This window comes from Clostridiales bacterium FE2011 (genome assembly GCA_017569305.1).
GTDB lineage: Bacteria > Bacillota > Clostridia > Christensenellales > Aristaeellaceae > Aristaeella.
This window is the reverse complement of the sequence record CP069418.1, coordinates 601,088-616,441: the sequence shown is the minus strand read 5'-3', so window position 1 is coordinate 616,441 and position 15,354 is coordinate 601,088. Positions and strand designations below refer to the sequence as shown.

The window sequence follows — 15,354 nt, the reverse complement described above, 5'->3', positions numbered from 1 at the left end:
GAAATGTTATTGCATGACAAGTTCCGCGACCTGTTCAACAGGCAGGCCGCTGGTGTCGATGGTGTTGTCCATGGATGCAAAACCGGGCAGGGACTTCAGGCTCACATTCAGCCATTCATCCGTCCGCCATTCACAGTTATGATCATCTTTCCACCGCCTGATCAGGCTTTCCCGGCTGCAGACGAGTGTCATGTTCTTTACTTCCGCCTGCATAGCAGAAAGACCTTGGGTGATTTTTTGAATCACCCAAGGTTCATCCATTAACCATACCAGCACAACCATATTGCAAACAGAGCACTTCTGATAGTTGCCGATCATATGAAGTATATTATCGACAGCCATAGCCTTGGTTTCCTGATTGCCGACAAAAGGATGGATATCCAGGCACCAGTCTCCGTCAATAAAGGCGGTTCCCGGATGATGATCCGCGATATACTTGCCGACTGTGGTTTTTCCAACGCCCATGGGGCCGTTCAGAATAATGACTTTCATGATTCATGCTCCTGTTTGCCGCTTTGTACATTCAGTAATTGAAACGATCATACCAGAGCAAATGCTCCCGGTCAAACAAAGCAGGGAAGCGGACATGCTGTCAGTTCAGATTTTGCGGCCCTGAATGATCATGGAAAGCGGGAATCCCTGATGGTCGAGCTCAACAAATCCGCCGCCGATATCATGATCAAACTCCTGCAGCCCGGTCACAACGATCCCGTTGCCGCACATGCCGGAGATGATTTCCGACAATGAATGGGTGTAGTCGGTAAAGGTTTTTGACTGGTAGTGTTTCTGGGTCATATAGTACATTCCGCCGTTGCCGGTCCATTCATGCTCGAAATAGGAGAAGTGGCATTCCGCCCTGTGCTCAGGATCATACGGTTCGTCGCCTTCCGCAGCAAGCATATTCCGGAAGGGGTGCTCCTCGTTGATCAGGATGATAGCTCCCGGCTTCATGCATTTCGCGATCACCGCAAAAAAACGGTTCAGATCGTCAAACCAGCAGAGGGCGCCGATGGTGATAATCACCACGTCAAAAGTGTTCTTATACCGGTCGTCGATATCGTAAATATTGGCCGCCACAAACTTGCAGGGGAGGTTCAGCTCTTCCGCTTTTTCATTGGCAAAGGCCACCTGGTTTTCGGCAATGTCAAAACCGATGCCTTCTTTTGCTTTTCCGCATTTGACCAGGGACAGCAGCTCGCGTCCGTTGTTGCAGCAGAACTGGCCGATCACCGCATCTTCCGTGTTGATCTGTTTCAGTACGCTCTTTGTTTCCTCATTGAAAAAGGGATAGTCTTCATTCTGTATGCGTTCTGTGATATCCGCGCCCCAGGAAGCGTCCCTGTTATCAAAAGCCTCTTCCCAGGCAGCTTTGTTACCTTCAATATACTTTTCCATATTCTTATCCTTTGTTGTCTTTTTTGCTTGTAAACACTATATGCGGTTACTCAACGGTCCATTCAGTCCACTCGATATGATTGTATTGCATTACATCATCGGCACGCTTCATGCCGATCTTTTCATAAAACGGGACCGCATTTTCATTGGCGATCAGGTATACCGCGATATCCTTTTCACCGCCGGCAAGTTCATGAGCTTTTTTCATCAGCTTTGTCGCGATGCCCCGGCGCTCATAGGCCCTGTCTACTCCAAGATCCGTAATATACAGCCAGTAGCAGAAGTCCGTAAGCCCGAAAAGGACACCCACAACAAGCCCGTCAGCATTCCGGGCGACCAGACTGATCGAAACATTTTTGACCAGCTTCGGAATCCGTTCGGCAAACCGTTCCTTAGGATACTGGGAACCAAGGTCTGTCCTTTTCAGGAATTCAATGTATTCCTCTGCCGAGATGCGTTCTTCACGGAAGGTGATTTCCTCTTTATCCATAACAATCCAAATCTCCCTCAGTATGCAGTCACTGCTTCAGCTCCAGCAGCTTTTTGATGCCAAGCACCGTGGCAGGGATCCGGTCATTCGGTCCCAGGTTCGACAGGATGACAACCGCTGTCCTGTTTTCCGGATTGAACCCGAGATAACTGTTGTAATGCCCTGTGCCGCCGTTGTGCCAGATGAATCCGTTCTCCTGATCCTTGATCCAGGCCATCCCGATTTCATCCAAACGGATTCCCATCATCTTATGGCTTTCCGAAGCGGCGTTGATGGTTTTCAGGCTCTGATGGCATCTAGTGAAGACGGGATTATCCTCCAGCTGCAGCTGTGCATAATGCAGCATATCCTCAATATTGGACGTGACAGCACCGGCGGAGAGATAGCCGTCGTTCTCCTGCCAGTCCCAGTAATTGTCCAGGTCACCGTCATGTTCAGAAATCTTAGTCGCGGTCATACCGAGTTCTTCCTGAACAAAACCATTCAGCAGAGCGGTATAATCTTTTTCATAGACTGCTTCAAGCACCAGGCCCAGCACGGCATAGCCATAGTTGGAATAGGTAAAGCTGTAGCTGTCCTTATTCATATCCAGGCTTTTGCATTTTGCCAGCACCATTTCCCGGCTGATCCCAAAGAAACTGTTCTTTCCTGAAAAGAAGTTGCCGATCATCGGGGTTTCGAAATAAAAACCGTTATAACCGGAGGTGTGGGTCAGGAGCTCCGCAACGGTGGGATAGTTCTTTCCGGCGGGCAGGGACAGATATGTATCGATGGCGGCATCCGGACTGATCAGACCTTCGCCGACTGCCTTGCTGACCAGGGCAGCCGTCATGGTCTTGGTCAGGGAACCAATCTCATATGTATGCTTTTCAGGAGGAAGAACCTGGGCATTCTCCCCATAAACGGTAAAAGAGGCCTGCCCGTCCCGGATGATACCGACGGTGATCCTGGCATCCGGTTTGCCTTGGGTGGTGTAGTTCAGCGCATCCTCAAAGGTCAGACCGGGAACCTTTCCCATCTGGATCTTCCCATAAATCATCAGTCCGCCAAGCACCAGCGCCGCGAAAAGCACAATGCCTATCACAATAAACATAATTCTTTTCTTTCTGCCTTTCATTGATTTGCTCATGTTGGTTTTGCTCCATTTGTTCAAAGAGTTCCGGCAAACAATAATCCATATTATTATAAGACAGTACAGCCTTTATTTGAAGACACCAATGGTATTATTGGTATATGTATTTATGATACCGATGGTATGATAAACACACAGAAAAACTGAACCGATCTTGGAAAAAATGCGGCCAGGTATACCGCAGATAAATACGAATGTGATATAATCATCCTACAGGAAAAATGAAAAGAGGGGGACTTGGCTGTATGTGGTACAATCCGCCGGACGGACAGCGACGTGAAAGCTTTCACATGGGTAACTGTGTGGACGCATATGATTTTTTAGGTGCTCATCCCGTGGAAGAAAACGGGGAATTGAAATGGCATTTCTCCGTCTGGGCGCCGAATGCCCAGCGCGTCTCCCTTGTGGGTGAGTTCTGCGGCTGGGACAGGGAAGCCTATCCCATGGAAAAGCAGTATGACGGCATATGGGAACTGCGGCTGCCGGACGGGCTGTTTAATCCGAACCGGGATCCGGAGAAATACAGTTCTCCTGAGGCGGCAGAGCTGCTTCGCACCTACAAATATGCTATCCTCTGCGCCAACGGAGAATGGCATATGCGGGCCGATCCTTACGGCTTTGAGATGGAGCTGCGGCCCAGCAACGGTAGCAAGCTGCGGAACCTGGCGGAATATCAGTGGAATGACAGTGCATGGATGGAAGCACGGAAGGAAAAAGAACCCTGCCGCCTGCCCATGAACATCTATGAAATGCACCTGGGCACCTGGCGCCGGGGCGAAGGCGGACGCATCCTGAATTATGCCGAGATTGCGGATCAGCTTGTTCCTTATCTGCAGGACATGGGTTATACGCATGTGGAGTTTATGCCGGTGATGGAGCATCCCTTTGACGGTTCCTGGGGTTATCAGGTCATCGGCTATTATGCCGCGACTTCCCGTTACGGTACGCCGGATCAGCTCCGGTACCTGATCGATAAACTGCATCAGGCGGGCATCGCGGTTATCCTGGACTGGGTTCCGGCTCACTTCCCCAAGGACGAAGCGGGACTGCGCCTGTTTGACGGAACACCCTGTTACGAGCACGCCGATTCCCGCCGGGCGGAAATGCCGCAGTGGGGAACGCTGTTGTTTGACTATGCGCGGGGTGAGGCGGTCAGCTTCCTGACATCCAACGCGCTTTTCTGGCTCAAGGAATACCATGTTGACGGCCTGCGCTTTGACGCGGTCAGCTGCATGCTGTACCTGGACTTCGGCAAGGAATCCGGCCAGTGGGTACCCAACCAGTACGGTGGGCATGAAAACCTGGACGCGGTGCGCTTCCTGCAGAACCTGAACAAAGCCGTGGAAAAGGAATGCCCCGGCGCAATCACCGTGGCAGAGGAATCCACGGCCTATCCCAAGGTTACCCATCCTGTGGAAGACGGCGGCCTGGGCTTCAACTTCAAATGGAACATGGGCTGGATGAACGACATCCTGTCTTATATTGCCCTTGATCCGATTTACCGGCAGTATCATCACGATAAAATCACATTCTCGATGATGTATGCCTTCAGTGAAAACTATGTGCTGCCCTTCTCCCATGATGAAGTGGTCCACTGCAAGGGTTCCATGCTTGATAAACACCCCGGCGACCTGTGGAAGAAGTTTGCAGGCCTGCGCGCCCTGTACGGATACTATATGGTGCACCCCGGCAAAAAGCTGTTGTTTATGGGCGGGGAGTTCGGCCAGTTTGTGGAATGGAGAGACAACCAGCAGCTTGACTGGTTCCTGCTGGATTATGAAAAGCACCCGGATCTGCAGGAATTCGTGAAAGCACTGAATCACCTGTACAGCAGCGAACCGGCCATGCACAAGATTGATGACAGCTGGGACGGCTTCAAATGGCTGAACGTCAATGACAAGGAGCGCAGCGTGGCGGCTGTGATGCGTTCTGACGGCGAAGACGGTTATATTGCCTGCGCGGTGAACTTTACACCCCAGCCCTATCTGAAATACCGGATCGGACTGCCCTTTGACTGTGAACTGACAGAAATCCTCAATTCTGACAGGGAAGAGTTTGGCGGCAGCAACCTGTATAACGGTACCGTGCTTCACGCGGAAGAGATTCCCCAGGAAGAGCATCCCTTCTCCTGCGAGATCGTCCTGCCGCCGCTGGCCGCGGTTTTCTTCAGGGTTCAGAAAAAAGAGAAATAAAAGATTCACTGAATATCATCAAATAACAACTACAAGTTGAAAAACAAGGCAAAACTCCACATATAATTAAATTACAGTTGATATTTGCTATTCCAATCAACTGATAGTAGTGCTATGCTGTCATTGTACCAACCGGCGCGCGGCGGAAATAATAAGCGGGAGGACAGCATATGCCATTTTCAAGTGCATTACAGAGCTTACGGAAAGAAGCGAAGGTAACACAGGAAGAGCTGGCCCAGAACCTGGGCGTCAGTGCCCAGGCAGTGTCAAAGTGGGAAAACGGCAGTTTCCCGGAAGGTGACCTGATTCCCCGGATTGCGGATTATTTCCATGTTTCGATTGATTATCTTTATGGACGCGCCGGAAAAGAGACCGGCATTGAGCAGCAGGCTGTCAGTGCGCTGAATGCATTATGGGAATCCTATCGTCAGTCCGGTGCGGATATGGACGCTGCCAACAAAGCCTATATCGAAAAGATTTACGATATCATGTGGGCGTTCCAGATCAGCGCATGGATAGAGACCAGCGATTACTATCCACGGCCGGAAGGCACAGATGAGAATTCCAGGATGGCCAGCGTATATGCCAACAACTACGGTTACTCCTACATGTCGCCGAACAGGAACAAAGATTTTTATCTGTACCTGAAGGAGCCGGAGAACAAGGAAGGCTTTGGCGGACTGCTGCGTCAGTCAGACGACGTCCGGAACTTTTTCAGATTTCTTTCCGACAAGACCAATATGGAATTGCTCGGATACCTGTACCGTCTGAAATACGGTGAATATGTGAGACGGGAGACCTTAATCAAGGCGCTTGGTGTAAGCGGGGATCAGATTGATAAATCGCTGGAATACCTGATGAGCCTGGAAGAAGGGCACGGGAATCATCCGATTCAGTCCGTTTCCGTGGTCAATGACGAAGGCAAGGCGGAAACGGCATACGGAGTGAACATGAATATGGGCGGCCTGCTCTTTGGCCTGCTGGAAATCGCTGATACCTATGTGCATGCTCCGTGCGGGTTTAAACTGCAGATCATGAACCGTTGCAAAGAATGGGTGGAAAGGTAAGCAAAAGCAAAGGCACCTGCGGCTGCAGGTGCCTTAAAACATGGTGTGACGTCGTCAGATATTTGTTATGATCATTATAATGCCTGACAGGATCAGAAAAGCAATCACCAGACGCTTTACCGTTTTCTCATGAAGTACTTTACCGCAGCGTATACCGGTATATAACCCCGCTGCCATGAACGGGAGCAGAATAACGGCGTGTTTTACGGCTGACAGCGTAATGATGCCCAGGACGATATAGAGGATTATCCTGAAAGTGTTTTCGAGGATAAATATGGCGCAGATATTGGCTTTGAATTCATCGCTGCTTTCGGTTGTTCTTCCTACATAGGCGGCCAGCAACGCACCTACGCCGAACAGTCCGCACAGAACACCTGAGATGATTCCTATGACGGAGAGAAGAACCTTTGATTCTTTAAAACGGACGCTGCCTGATTCCCGCAGGAGCATTTCAATTCCGAGCAATATGACCACAACGCCGAAGATGATTTTAATATAGCCGGGATTGACGTTTTTCAGTAAAAGCGTGCCGACAAAGCTGCCTGCAAGAACCAACAGGGACAGGGGAATCCAGATTCCCGGTCGCAGCCTGGCTCTGTTCTTCCATGTCAGAATGATATTTGACGGATATCCCAGCAACAATTCGACCGGAGAAATACTGACGTTTGTTATGCCAAAGGCAAGGATTGACGTAAAAACAAGGGTGTTGGCGAATCCGCATACCCCTTTTATGAAAAAAGCAGCCACCGTTGCCAGAATCCACAATACCATTTTCTTGTGCTCCTTCGGCCTTGATTTTGTTATTCACAATCAAAAATGGTTTTGCCTTCCAGCATGTCTCCGTACTTTGCTTTCCATTCGCTGTGCACGGCGGACTTGTCAAAATTCTCCAGACCGGCAGGCGTCATCTGAAGCTCGATCATGATATGAAACCGGTTGGAACGGTCTGAACATGAGGTGTGGATGATCACATCCGAAATACCGTCAATGGACCGGGCAGCCTCAAAGTGACTGGTGATTTCCGGAACGAGAGCTTTCCAGTCTATGTTTTCCCTGAACTTGGCGATGATAAAGTGTTTCATGGCGCTGCTCCTTATGCTATTTGTTATCAAACAATAGCAAAAAAAGAATTGCAAGTAAAGTGCTTTTGAAAGCATAAAAGACCAATAAAAATGTTGAATTGTCGCACAATGAAGGAAAGCTGGTAAAACAAAAGGCACCGGTTTGCCTGAAACCAGTGCCTGTGAGTTTGCCGGTATGATCAGCCGTTGTCTGTGCGGTAACTGTAATCCATGACGGTGCTTTCGCCATCCTCAGTCCAGACTACATTGTAATTGTCGTCATAGGAGAATGTGACGGTGAAAGGCTGATCCGGATCGAAGAAACCTTCCGCGGTGATGGTGTCTGTTTCGGGATCATAATCACCCTTCAGGATGGCATCTGCCAGGATCTCATCATTTTCTCCGTACTGGTAGCAGCGGATATCATACTCGCCTTCATACCAGTCATAGAAGATGACTTCAATGTCATCCTTCATCCAGCGGCCGCCGTAGAAATTGCCGATGGGCTCGAACTCCAGATCCTTGCCGGCGTCTTCCTTCAGGTCCTCCCAGAGAAGGGTTCCTTCTTCGGTGATGGTCAACACCGCGTCTCCGTCTTCATAATAGATTTCGTCCCAGTCACCGGTGCTGATATCCTGCCGGTAATGCAGGCCGAAGGGAACCGCGGTGAGGGCGGTCTTTTCCTGATTGAGGGCCATGGCATATTCCCAGATGTCTTCCTTACCGTCAAGCCGGTGAATGACCATGGGCTTAATGCCGCCGTCTTCGCCGTAAACTTCAATGCGCCAGTCGCCATCCTCGGCAACCCAGGTGTTGATATAAGGCCGGGATTCCGGATATTCATCCGGATAATATCCAATCTCATCTTCCTCGTATTCTTCCTCGGCCAGGACTGATACGACGGTGAGGGAGAGACAGAGAACCAGAAGCAGTGCAAGCAGTTTTTTCATGGTGATAACCTCCTTTGTCGCGTGGCCGGCCTGTCCGGCACACATATATTTGTACGCAGCAAAAAACGGGACGGCAGTACAATTTGATTTTTCTATTTTTTTCCATTCCGTTCATCAATATTATACCGTAATCCCTGCCGGAGTTCAATCAGCATTCAAAAAGGCACCTGCGATTGCGGGTGCCTTTATGTGCTGCGTTATTTCATTTCCTGCTGCTTTGCCACGATCGCCCGGATGGTTTCCCAGTCGGGACACCGGCGATAGTTTCCGTTCGGGAAGGCAGCGGCTCTGTTCCATGGCCGGTCAAAGACCATGACCTTAAGATCCGGCAAATGATCGAAGAACCTGAAAGCCAGCGGTGAATCTTCTATAGCGTAATCAAACTGCATTTTATAGTAATCATCGAGTTTCAGGCTGAAATTACAGTTTTTCAGGAAGTTTTCCCTGCCGTATTTATCCAGGAAATACACGTTGACATCCTGAAGTCCGTGGCTGTCCAGCCATGCGCGGGAAGGCTCATAGGAACTGTAAGGACGGCCGGTGATAATCGACACATTATGCCCCTGGCGGAGCCATTCATTAATGACTGTAGACGCCCCGGGCGCTTCTTCGAAGGAGAGAAGGAAATCCGGCTCATGACCTTTGATGAGCAGTTCGTCATACTGTTCATCTGTCAGGTCGAAGGCCTGCTGAAGATTGAAATACCGTATCTCATCATAGGGAACGTTCTTTCCGAACAGATCAGCAGCCAGCCTGCCAAAGGCCCTTCCGGACTCGCACAGGCAGTCATCAAAATCGATATAGATATTCACAGTCACACATCCTTCTGTTATAACTTCAGCAGCATGTAAACCAGTTCCTGAAAACCGCTTGTGCGGGAGTTAAATCCCCGGGGATTCCGGCCGAATTCCTCAAAGCCCAGGCTTTTATATAATGCAATGGCTCTTTCGTTTTCGGCAACCACGTTCAGCTCCAGCTGGACATATCCGGCTTCCCGGGCACACTGAATGCAGGCTTGCATGAGGGCTTTTCCCAGGCCGAGCCCCCAGTATTCCTTCAGGACACTTATGCCGAATTCGGCGCGGTGCTTTACCTTGTATTTGCTGCCGACGGCTTCGATTCCGGCCATGCCGGCAATCTTGCCGTCCATGATGGCAACAAGCTCTATTTCATTCGGGCTTTCTGCTTTTTTAGCCAGGAACTGAGCTTCCTGTTCCGGATCATAACTGTTTTCATCAGGATATGACAGCAGGTAATCTGATTCTGCGTGGGTGAGGTTAAAGGCTTCATAAACATTGGCTCCGTCCGGTGCGTCGCTGTTCCGGATCAGTGCCTCTGTGCCGTTTTTCAGTACGATCTTCTGTGTATATTTCATCTGTTTATTTATGCTCCGTTTGTGTTATGTACTGCCTGACCGGATCGTCACACCAGACGTGTGCTTCTATGTACCGTTCCGGTCCGTGTGAACCGTCATCATTCCAGTCCTGAGGCAGTCCGTATTTCTCAATGACCTTCAGAATTTCTTCATAGGTGTACACCTTCCGCCTGTATTCTTTTCCGTCGTTGACACGCGGACTGAAGGTGGGCATGGAGTCCCCGTAGGTAAAGGAGATTTTTCGGGTATCAAACGCCTCGATCGGGATTTTCAGGAAGTCTCCCTGCTCAAACCAGGTGTTCAGCCAGGGACTGTGCTCCACAACCATGTAATAAGGCGAAGGGATCTCCATGATTCCACCCTTGGCCGCAAACTCCCGGCGAAGAACTGCCTCGCAGCTGCGCCGCTTCTCAATGTAGGTATCGTCCCTCTGGGCACACAGGGATTCGGGACGCTCCATTTTCAACTGATTCAGTACTTTCTCAGCCTCCTCCGCAGGCAGCGCCGTGAGACTCCGGAAGGGGCCGCTCCGTTTGTCAAAATAGTGATACAGATACATCATGCTATGCTCCGGACGTTTTTTACAGCATTCTGACCATCAGGTAATCATTGTCATAGCTGCCGTCAGGATATTTCATACCGTGGGGACGGGTGCCGAAAACCGTGAATCCATACTTCATGTACAGGTTAATGGCGCGACGGTTCTTTGACTCAACAGTCAGCTCAATCTGCTCATAACCGGACCTTTGGGCAAAGGCAATCAGCCGTTCCATCAGAGCGGAACCGATGCCCTGGTGCCAGTAATCCTTCAGGATTGAGATGCCGAGTTCACCACGGTGCATCAGACGGCTCTTCGGACCGTGAGAACATATATCCGCACAGGCGATGATCCGTCCATCCATCTCCGCCACCAGCATCAGGCTGCGGGGATCATTTCTTCTCCCGGCCAGTACAGAAGCTTCTTCCTCCACCGTATAATTAAACTCTTCCGGGGGACGCAGCAGGAAAGGCGTTTCACCCAGCATGACTTTCATATATTGCAGCATGAGCTGCGCATCTTCCGGCTCCACGGAACGAAGCGTACATTGCCGGCCGTCCCGGAGCGTGAGTGTTTCCGCAGAACAGATCATATTCTATCCTCCGTGTATCAGGAATTGAAATCAGCCTGTGATCGCATCGATCATACCAGAAGCCGGGGGAACAGTCAAAGCGGAAGAAGCAGTGAAAAGAAAAACCGACTAACAGTCGAAAAATGATTGACAAACCGCCAAAGACACTCTATAATCACAATCGACCGCCAGTCGGTTTTGTTCTGAATGTGCACAAAGAACAATGTTTAGGAGGAAACACAGAATGAAAAAAGGGGAAAAGCGTAAGCTGGATCTGATTCAGATTGCCTACCGGCTGTTTGTTTCCAGGGGATACGAGCATACCAGCGTGGATGAGATCATTGAGGAAGCTGGCATCGCCAAGGGCACATACTACTATTACTTCCAGAGCAAAGAACAGATGCTGGAAGAAGTGATTGAAATGATGCTGCAGGCGGAAGCGGAAAAAGCGGAAGCTGTTCTCCATACAGATCTTTCTGTGCCTCAAAAGATCGTCGGGATTATCGCGTCCATCCAGCCTGCCCAGGAAGAGCGGACGATTGACAACGCCCTGCACCAGCCGGAAAACATCCTGATGCATAACAAGATCAAAGGGCGTTTGTATGATCTGATTGTGCCGATCCTGTCCCGGGCGGCAGAAGAGGGCGTGGAAAAAGACCTGTTCCACTGTGACAATATTCCGGAACGGGTCAGGATGATCATGATCCTCAGCGGTGACATGTTTGACGGGCATGTTCCTGCCACACCCGCAACGATCGACGTTTTTATTGATACTACAGAGAAAATCCTCGGCGCAGAGCCGGGGACAATGGGATTTATCCGCGGGCTGATTCAGCACGCGGAAGATATTCAGTAAAGAAGGATCATAGTGAAAACCAAATCAAATCTACGGAAATTTATCCTGCTCTGGGCAGGCGAACTGATTTCATCCATCGGAGGCGGACTGACCAGCTTTGGCCTGGGGGTTTACATTTTCCAGCAGACAGGAAGCGCAGCCAACATGGCGCTGATCACACTGCTTGGATTTCTTCCTACACTTTTGCTCAGTGTGCCTGCGGGCGCCCTGGCGGACCGGTATGACCGCCGGCTGCTGATGATGATCGGTGACGGGTGCTCCGCGCTGGGCATTGTTTTCATCCTGGTCTGCATGATGAACGGCGGCGCATCCCTGGCTCAGATCTGCATCGGCGTACTGATCAGCTCTGTGTTTTCCGCACTGCTGGAGCCTGCATTCCGTGCCACGATTACCGACCTGCTGACCAGGGAAGAGTTTTCCCGGGCCAGCGGCCTGGTTTCCCTGGCGGGCAGTGCCCGATATCTGTTTTCCCCGATCCTGGCTGGTTTTCTGCTGACGGTCAGCGACGTGAAACTGCTGCTGGTGATTGATATCTGCACCTTTTTCCTGACGGTGATCAGTGCCGCGGTGGTTCGGAAAAGCATTGGAAAGAAAACTGCGGAAAAGAAGGAGGGCCTTCTGGACAGTATCCGGGACGGATGGAGGATCCTGCGGTCTGAAAGAGGCGTGCTGCTTCTGGTACTTGTTTCCTCCGCTATCACCCTGTTTATGGGGATGTTCCAGATCCTGGCGGAGCCTATGGTGCTCTCTTTTTCAGATGAAAAAACGCTGGGGATTACTGAAACCATCTGTGCCAGCGGCATGCTGGTATCCGGCCTGATCCTGGGCGTGCGGGGAATCAAAAGGAACTTTACCGGCATCATGAGCATGTCGCTTGCTGCTGCCGGGATTATGATGATCGGTTTCGGCCTGTTTGAAAACATCTGCACAATCTGCATTTCCGGGTTCCTGTTTTTTGCTGCCCTGCCTTTTGCCAACAACTGCCTGGACTACCTGACGAGAACCCATATTCCTGACGATGTCCAGGGCAGGGTATGGGGACTGATCGGCTTCCTGTCCCAGTTTGGCTACGTGATCGCCTATGCCGTATCCGGCGTTGCCGCTGACGCACTGGGTCAGTGGACCGGCATGGGAGTCGGAAGGGGATCCGCCATGGTAATCCAGGCGGCGGGCGGAATGATGGCGGCCATCGCTGTCAGCATGCTTTTCATCCGGAGCATCCGGGGACTGGAAAACAAAACGGAACAAACAGCATAAACAATAAGAATTAAGGAGAAAAATGAATATGCAGCCTACAGCCTATCGATACAGGCCTGTGTTGTTTTTTGCACTGGCTTATCTGTTCACATGGATTTTTTGGATACCGGCAATCTTTATCAAAGGAAACACCGGCACGTTCCTGATGATGCTGGGGCTTATTGCTCCGGCGGTGGTTTCCACACTGTTTGTTGTCTTCTCCGGATCAGACGCACTCAAAAAGGACCTGCGGCAGAAGATCGTCGGCTTTTACAAGGTGAAATGGATGAACGTCCTGCTGGCAATCCTGGTATTCGCCGGGATTACAGCCTGCTCCATCCTGCTGTCCCTGGCATTTGGCCAGCCGCTGAGCCAGTTCTCCTTTACCGAGGATTTTTCCTTTACCGGTGTGGGAATCGGCAGCGCGCTGCTGACAATCCTGGTTGCTTCGATTATCGAGGAAGTGGGCTGGAAGGGATACTGTGAGGATTCCATCGGAAACTATATGAACTGGTTCTGGGAATCCATGATTTTCGGTGCACTCTGGTCTTTCTGGCATTTTCCGCTGATCTTCATCCAGGGTACATACCAGGCGGGACTGATGGTTAATCCGCTGTATGTGATTAACTTCTTTGTCAGCGGCATTCCGCTAGGATTCATCATTACCTGGGTCTACCTTGCCAGTGACCGGTCGATTCTGGCCTGCATGGTCTTCCACCTGTTTGTCAATTTCATGCAGGAGAAGATCGCCATGACGCCCGAGACGAAATGCGTGCAGACTATTGTCGTTATAGCAGCTACAGTGATTATCGTCGCTGCAAAGAGGGACATGTTTTTTGAAACCCGCCATGTAGGCAGATTGCTGGATTCTGTTTCGGGAAAGTAAAAAAGCGAAAGAACAAGGGCACCTGATATCGCAGGTGCCCTTGAATCATGTCGGAAATGTTTACTTATGAATCCATCCGGAGGCGCCGCGCAGGCCGACAACGAGCCATTCGCCGTCATCCTTCAGGATGGGCAGGACGGTATCCTTGTCCAGCAGGCCGACCTTCAGGGCGGAGGTGTCATTCCAGGCATATACCGGAGTGGCGCTGTCAGCTTTGAACCAGGCTGGATCGATGGCCAGATAGTCTGCCTTCACCCAGCCTTCAGCGCTGTCTTCAGAATCCCCGGTAAAGATATGGGCCCAGCCGTCTTTCTGCTCATATACAATGATCCGGGCTCCGTCATGCAGGGTATCCAGGATGCCAGCGTTGGTGCCGGGAGCCTGACGCAGAGTCAGATCTTCGCACAGAACCACGGCCGAAAGGCCGATCTGCCCTTGACCATAGGGAGGAATAATCTCTGCCTGAGCAGTTATAACGCTTCCAAGAACAATCATCATTACCAGGGCCAGAATTGTTAACCAGACATGTTTCTTCATGCTCGTCAACCTCCTTTTCGTGTGTTCAATAAATATAACGATGCGCCTTGCCGTTTTGTTCCTCCTGTGTGCATTCGGGACGCTGAGCGGGGAGCCTGTGCGGCAATATGCTGTTTTGTGATTACAGCTATTATACTCCTGTTTTCAGCTTTTGACCATGATTCATTCTGTCAGCGGCAAACCACAGGATAAGAGCAGCGGCCAGCCAGAGAATCCGGAATACATTGGCGGAAAGATCGCCCGGGAAGGGATCGAACAGAGCGTTCCAGTCAAAGATTACGCCGATTGAGTCAATAAACGCGTGATATACCGCGCAGGCAATGATGCTTTTTGTTGCCTTATAGATGGCCGCCAGGGCAAAGGCCCAGATCAGAATTGTGATTCCGAAACCGATCATGCTGTCTCCGTAATGGTGAGACGTTGGATCAAGCCATACCGGATAGTGCCATGCATACCAGATGACGGAAGTTGTCAGGACGGAAAAGGGGAAGGGCATCCTTTTCTCCATTTCAGGCTGGAGCAGTCCCCGCCAGCCGGTTTCCTCGGCGATGCCTACAAAAGGGATCATGACGATAAAGAGAAGCGGAAGCATGTACCATGCCGTGCCGTTGGGCTTACCAAATAAGATTGCATATATGAGGGTAAACAGGCAAAACCCGCCGGTGATCAGAATGGTTTTTCCCTTATTCTCCGTGTACATGATATTGCTGAACAACTGCTTTACGCTGATTTTGTCCCTGATCAGGGAGATGATCAATACGGCAATAAAGGGCGTTGGCGTGGAAAACAGCAGACCGATGATAACGTACAGCACATAGCCGACAGACACAGCGCCTGTTTCGCTGTAAGCAACAGAATACGGCAGCAGCCAGACATGCAGTGTGACATAACAAAAGGCTGAAAGCGCGGCTACCAGCAGCAGATACCACAGCAGCCTGCCTGAGTGAATTGAGTTTTGAGTTTCTTTGTTTATCATGGAATTTCTCCTTCCTTTCTGTTTGGTACGCTGGTTAGACGGAGAAGTTCCGGTTTCGTTACAACAAAATACTATTTCCTGAAAATGGGACA

At 50.5% G+C, this 15,354-nt stretch carries 18 protein-coding genes; 5 read left to right on the top strand and 13 right to left on the bottom strand.

Annotation, left to right across the window (positions count from 1 at the left end; genetic code table 11):
• Nucleotides 1–6: 6 nt before the first annotated feature.
• The 4 genes from JRC49_02915 to JRC49_02900 form a co-directional block, all read right to left on the bottom strand.
• Nucleotides 7–492 (bottom strand): AAA family ATPase, encoded by a 486-nt coding sequence (locus JRC49_02915; GenBank protein ID QTE71799.1) that lies wholly within the window; start codon nucleotides 490–492, stop codon nucleotides 7–9.
• Between the two features lie 105 nt (nucleotides 493–597).
• Nucleotides 598–1,395, bottom strand: coding sequence for a class I SAM-dependent methyltransferase (locus JRC49_02910; GenBank protein ID QTE71798.1), 798 nt, complete (start codon nucleotides 1,393–1,395; stop codon nucleotides 598–600).
• Between the two features lie 46 nt (nucleotides 1,396–1,441).
• Nucleotides 1,442–1,885: a GNAT family N-acetyltransferase gene (locus JRC49_02905; GenBank protein ID QTE71797.1), complete on the bottom strand. Its 444-nt coding sequence runs from the start codon at nucleotides 1,883–1,885 to the stop codon at nucleotides 1,442–1,444.
• Between the two features lie 28 nt (nucleotides 1,886–1,913).
• The gene (locus JRC49_02900; protein ID QTE71796.1) at nucleotides 1,914–2,978 is read right to left on the bottom strand and encodes a beta-lactamase family protein; all 1,065 of its coding nucleotides are present in this window, start codon (nucleotides 2,976–2,978) and stop codon (nucleotides 1,914–1,916) included.
• Nucleotides 2,979–3,262: 284 nt separating this feature from the next.
• Here JRC49_02900 and glgB point away from each other — a divergent pair, with 284 nt between their 5' ends.
• Both glgB and JRC49_02890 read left to right on the top strand, forming a co-directional pair.
• The gene (gene glgB, locus JRC49_02895; GenBank protein ID QTE71795.1) at nucleotides 3,263–5,209 is read left to right on the top strand and encodes a 1,4-alpha-glucan branching protein GlgB; all 1,947 of its coding nucleotides are present in this window, start codon (nucleotides 3,263–3,265) and stop codon (nucleotides 5,207–5,209) included.
• A 170-nt stretch (nucleotides 5,210–5,379) separates the two neighbouring features.
• On the top strand, nucleotides 5,380–6,276 hold the full coding sequence (locus JRC49_02890; protein QTE71794.1) for a helix-turn-helix transcriptional regulator: 897 nt from the start codon (nucleotides 5,380–5,382) through the stop codon (nucleotides 6,274–6,276).
• Between the two features lie 54 nt (nucleotides 6,277–6,330).
• On the opposite strand, the gene JRC49_02885 is transcribed toward JRC49_02890, so the two are convergent.
• From JRC49_02885 to JRC49_02855, 7 genes are all read right to left on the bottom strand, one after another.
• Nucleotides 6,331–7,047, bottom strand: coding sequence for a sulfite exporter TauE/SafE family protein (locus JRC49_02885; GenBank protein ID QTE71793.1), 717 nt, complete (start codon nucleotides 7,045–7,047; stop codon nucleotides 6,331–6,333).
• Nucleotides 7,048–7,076: 29 nt separating this feature from the next.
• On the bottom strand, nucleotides 7,077–7,358 hold the full coding sequence (locus JRC49_02880; protein QTE71792.1) for a hypothetical protein: 282 nt from the start codon (nucleotides 7,356–7,358) through the stop codon (nucleotides 7,077–7,079).
• A gap of 179 nt (nucleotides 7,359–7,537) precedes the next feature.
• Nucleotides 7,538–8,287, bottom strand: coding sequence for a hypothetical protein (locus JRC49_02875; protein ID QTE71791.1), 750 nt, complete (start codon nucleotides 8,285–8,287; stop codon nucleotides 7,538–7,540).
• 197 nt (nucleotides 8,288–8,484) lie between these two features.
• Nucleotides 8,485–9,099 carry a 2-dehydropantoate 2-reductase gene (locus JRC49_02870; GenBank protein QTE71790.1) on the bottom strand — a complete coding sequence of 205 codons (615 nt, stop codon included), beginning with the start codon at nucleotides 9,097–9,099 and terminating at the stop codon, nucleotides 8,485–8,487.
• 17 nt (nucleotides 9,100–9,116) lie between these two features.
• Nucleotides 9,117–9,662: a GNAT family N-acetyltransferase gene (locus JRC49_02865; protein ID QTE71789.1), complete on the bottom strand. Its 546-nt coding sequence runs from the start codon at nucleotides 9,660–9,662 to the stop codon at nucleotides 9,117–9,119.
• Nucleotides 9,663–9,666: 4 nt separating this feature from the next.
• A complete protein-coding gene (locus JRC49_02860; GenBank protein QTE72776.1) occupies nucleotides 9,667–10,221 on the bottom strand; it encodes a hypothetical protein in 555 nt (184 codons plus the stop codon).
• Between the two features lie 22 nt (nucleotides 10,222–10,243).
• Nucleotides 10,244–10,792: a GNAT family N-acetyltransferase gene (locus tag JRC49_02855; protein ID QTE71788.1), complete on the bottom strand. Its 549-nt coding sequence runs from the start codon at nucleotides 10,790–10,792 to the stop codon at nucleotides 10,244–10,246.
• A 223-nt stretch (nucleotides 10,793–11,015) separates the two neighbouring features.
• Between JRC49_02855 and JRC49_02850 the strand changes: the two genes are divergently transcribed.
• Genes JRC49_02850 through JRC49_02840 form a run of 3 tightly spaced genes read left to right on the top strand, consistent with a single transcriptional unit; the run spans nucleotide 11,016 to nucleotide 13,749 of the window.
• The gene (locus JRC49_02850) at nucleotides 11,016–11,627 is read left to right on the top strand and encodes a TetR/AcrR family transcriptional regulator (GenBank protein ID QTE71787.1); all 612 of its coding nucleotides are present in this window, start codon (nucleotides 11,016–11,018) and stop codon (nucleotides 11,625–11,627) included.
• Between the two features lie 9 nt (nucleotides 11,628–11,636).
• On the top strand, nucleotides 11,637–12,884 hold the full coding sequence (locus JRC49_02845) for an MFS transporter (GenBank protein ID QTE72775.1): 1,248 nt from the start codon (nucleotides 11,637–11,639) through the stop codon (nucleotides 12,882–12,884).
• A 28-nt stretch (nucleotides 12,885–12,912) separates the two neighbouring features.
• Entirely contained in the window at nucleotides 12,913–13,749 is an 837-nt protein-coding gene (locus JRC49_02840; GenBank protein ID QTE71786.1) for a CPBP family intramembrane metalloprotease, read from the top strand.
• 60 nt (nucleotides 13,750–13,809) lie between these two features.
• Here the strand turns inward: JRC49_02840 and JRC49_02835 are convergent, their stop codons facing one another.
• Together JRC49_02835 and JRC49_02830 are read right to left on the bottom strand one after the other, a co-directional pair.
• On the bottom strand, nucleotides 13,810–14,286 hold the full coding sequence (locus JRC49_02835; protein ID QTE71785.1) for an SH3 domain-containing protein: 477 nt from the start codon (nucleotides 14,284–14,286) through the stop codon (nucleotides 13,810–13,812).
• Between the two features lie 130 nt (nucleotides 14,287–14,416).
• Nucleotides 14,417–15,262, bottom strand: a complete 846-nt coding sequence (locus JRC49_02830) for a CPBP family intramembrane metalloprotease (protein QTE71784.1) — start codon at nucleotides 15,260–15,262, stop codon at nucleotides 14,417–14,419.
• Nucleotides 15,263–15,354 lie beyond the last annotated feature (92 nt).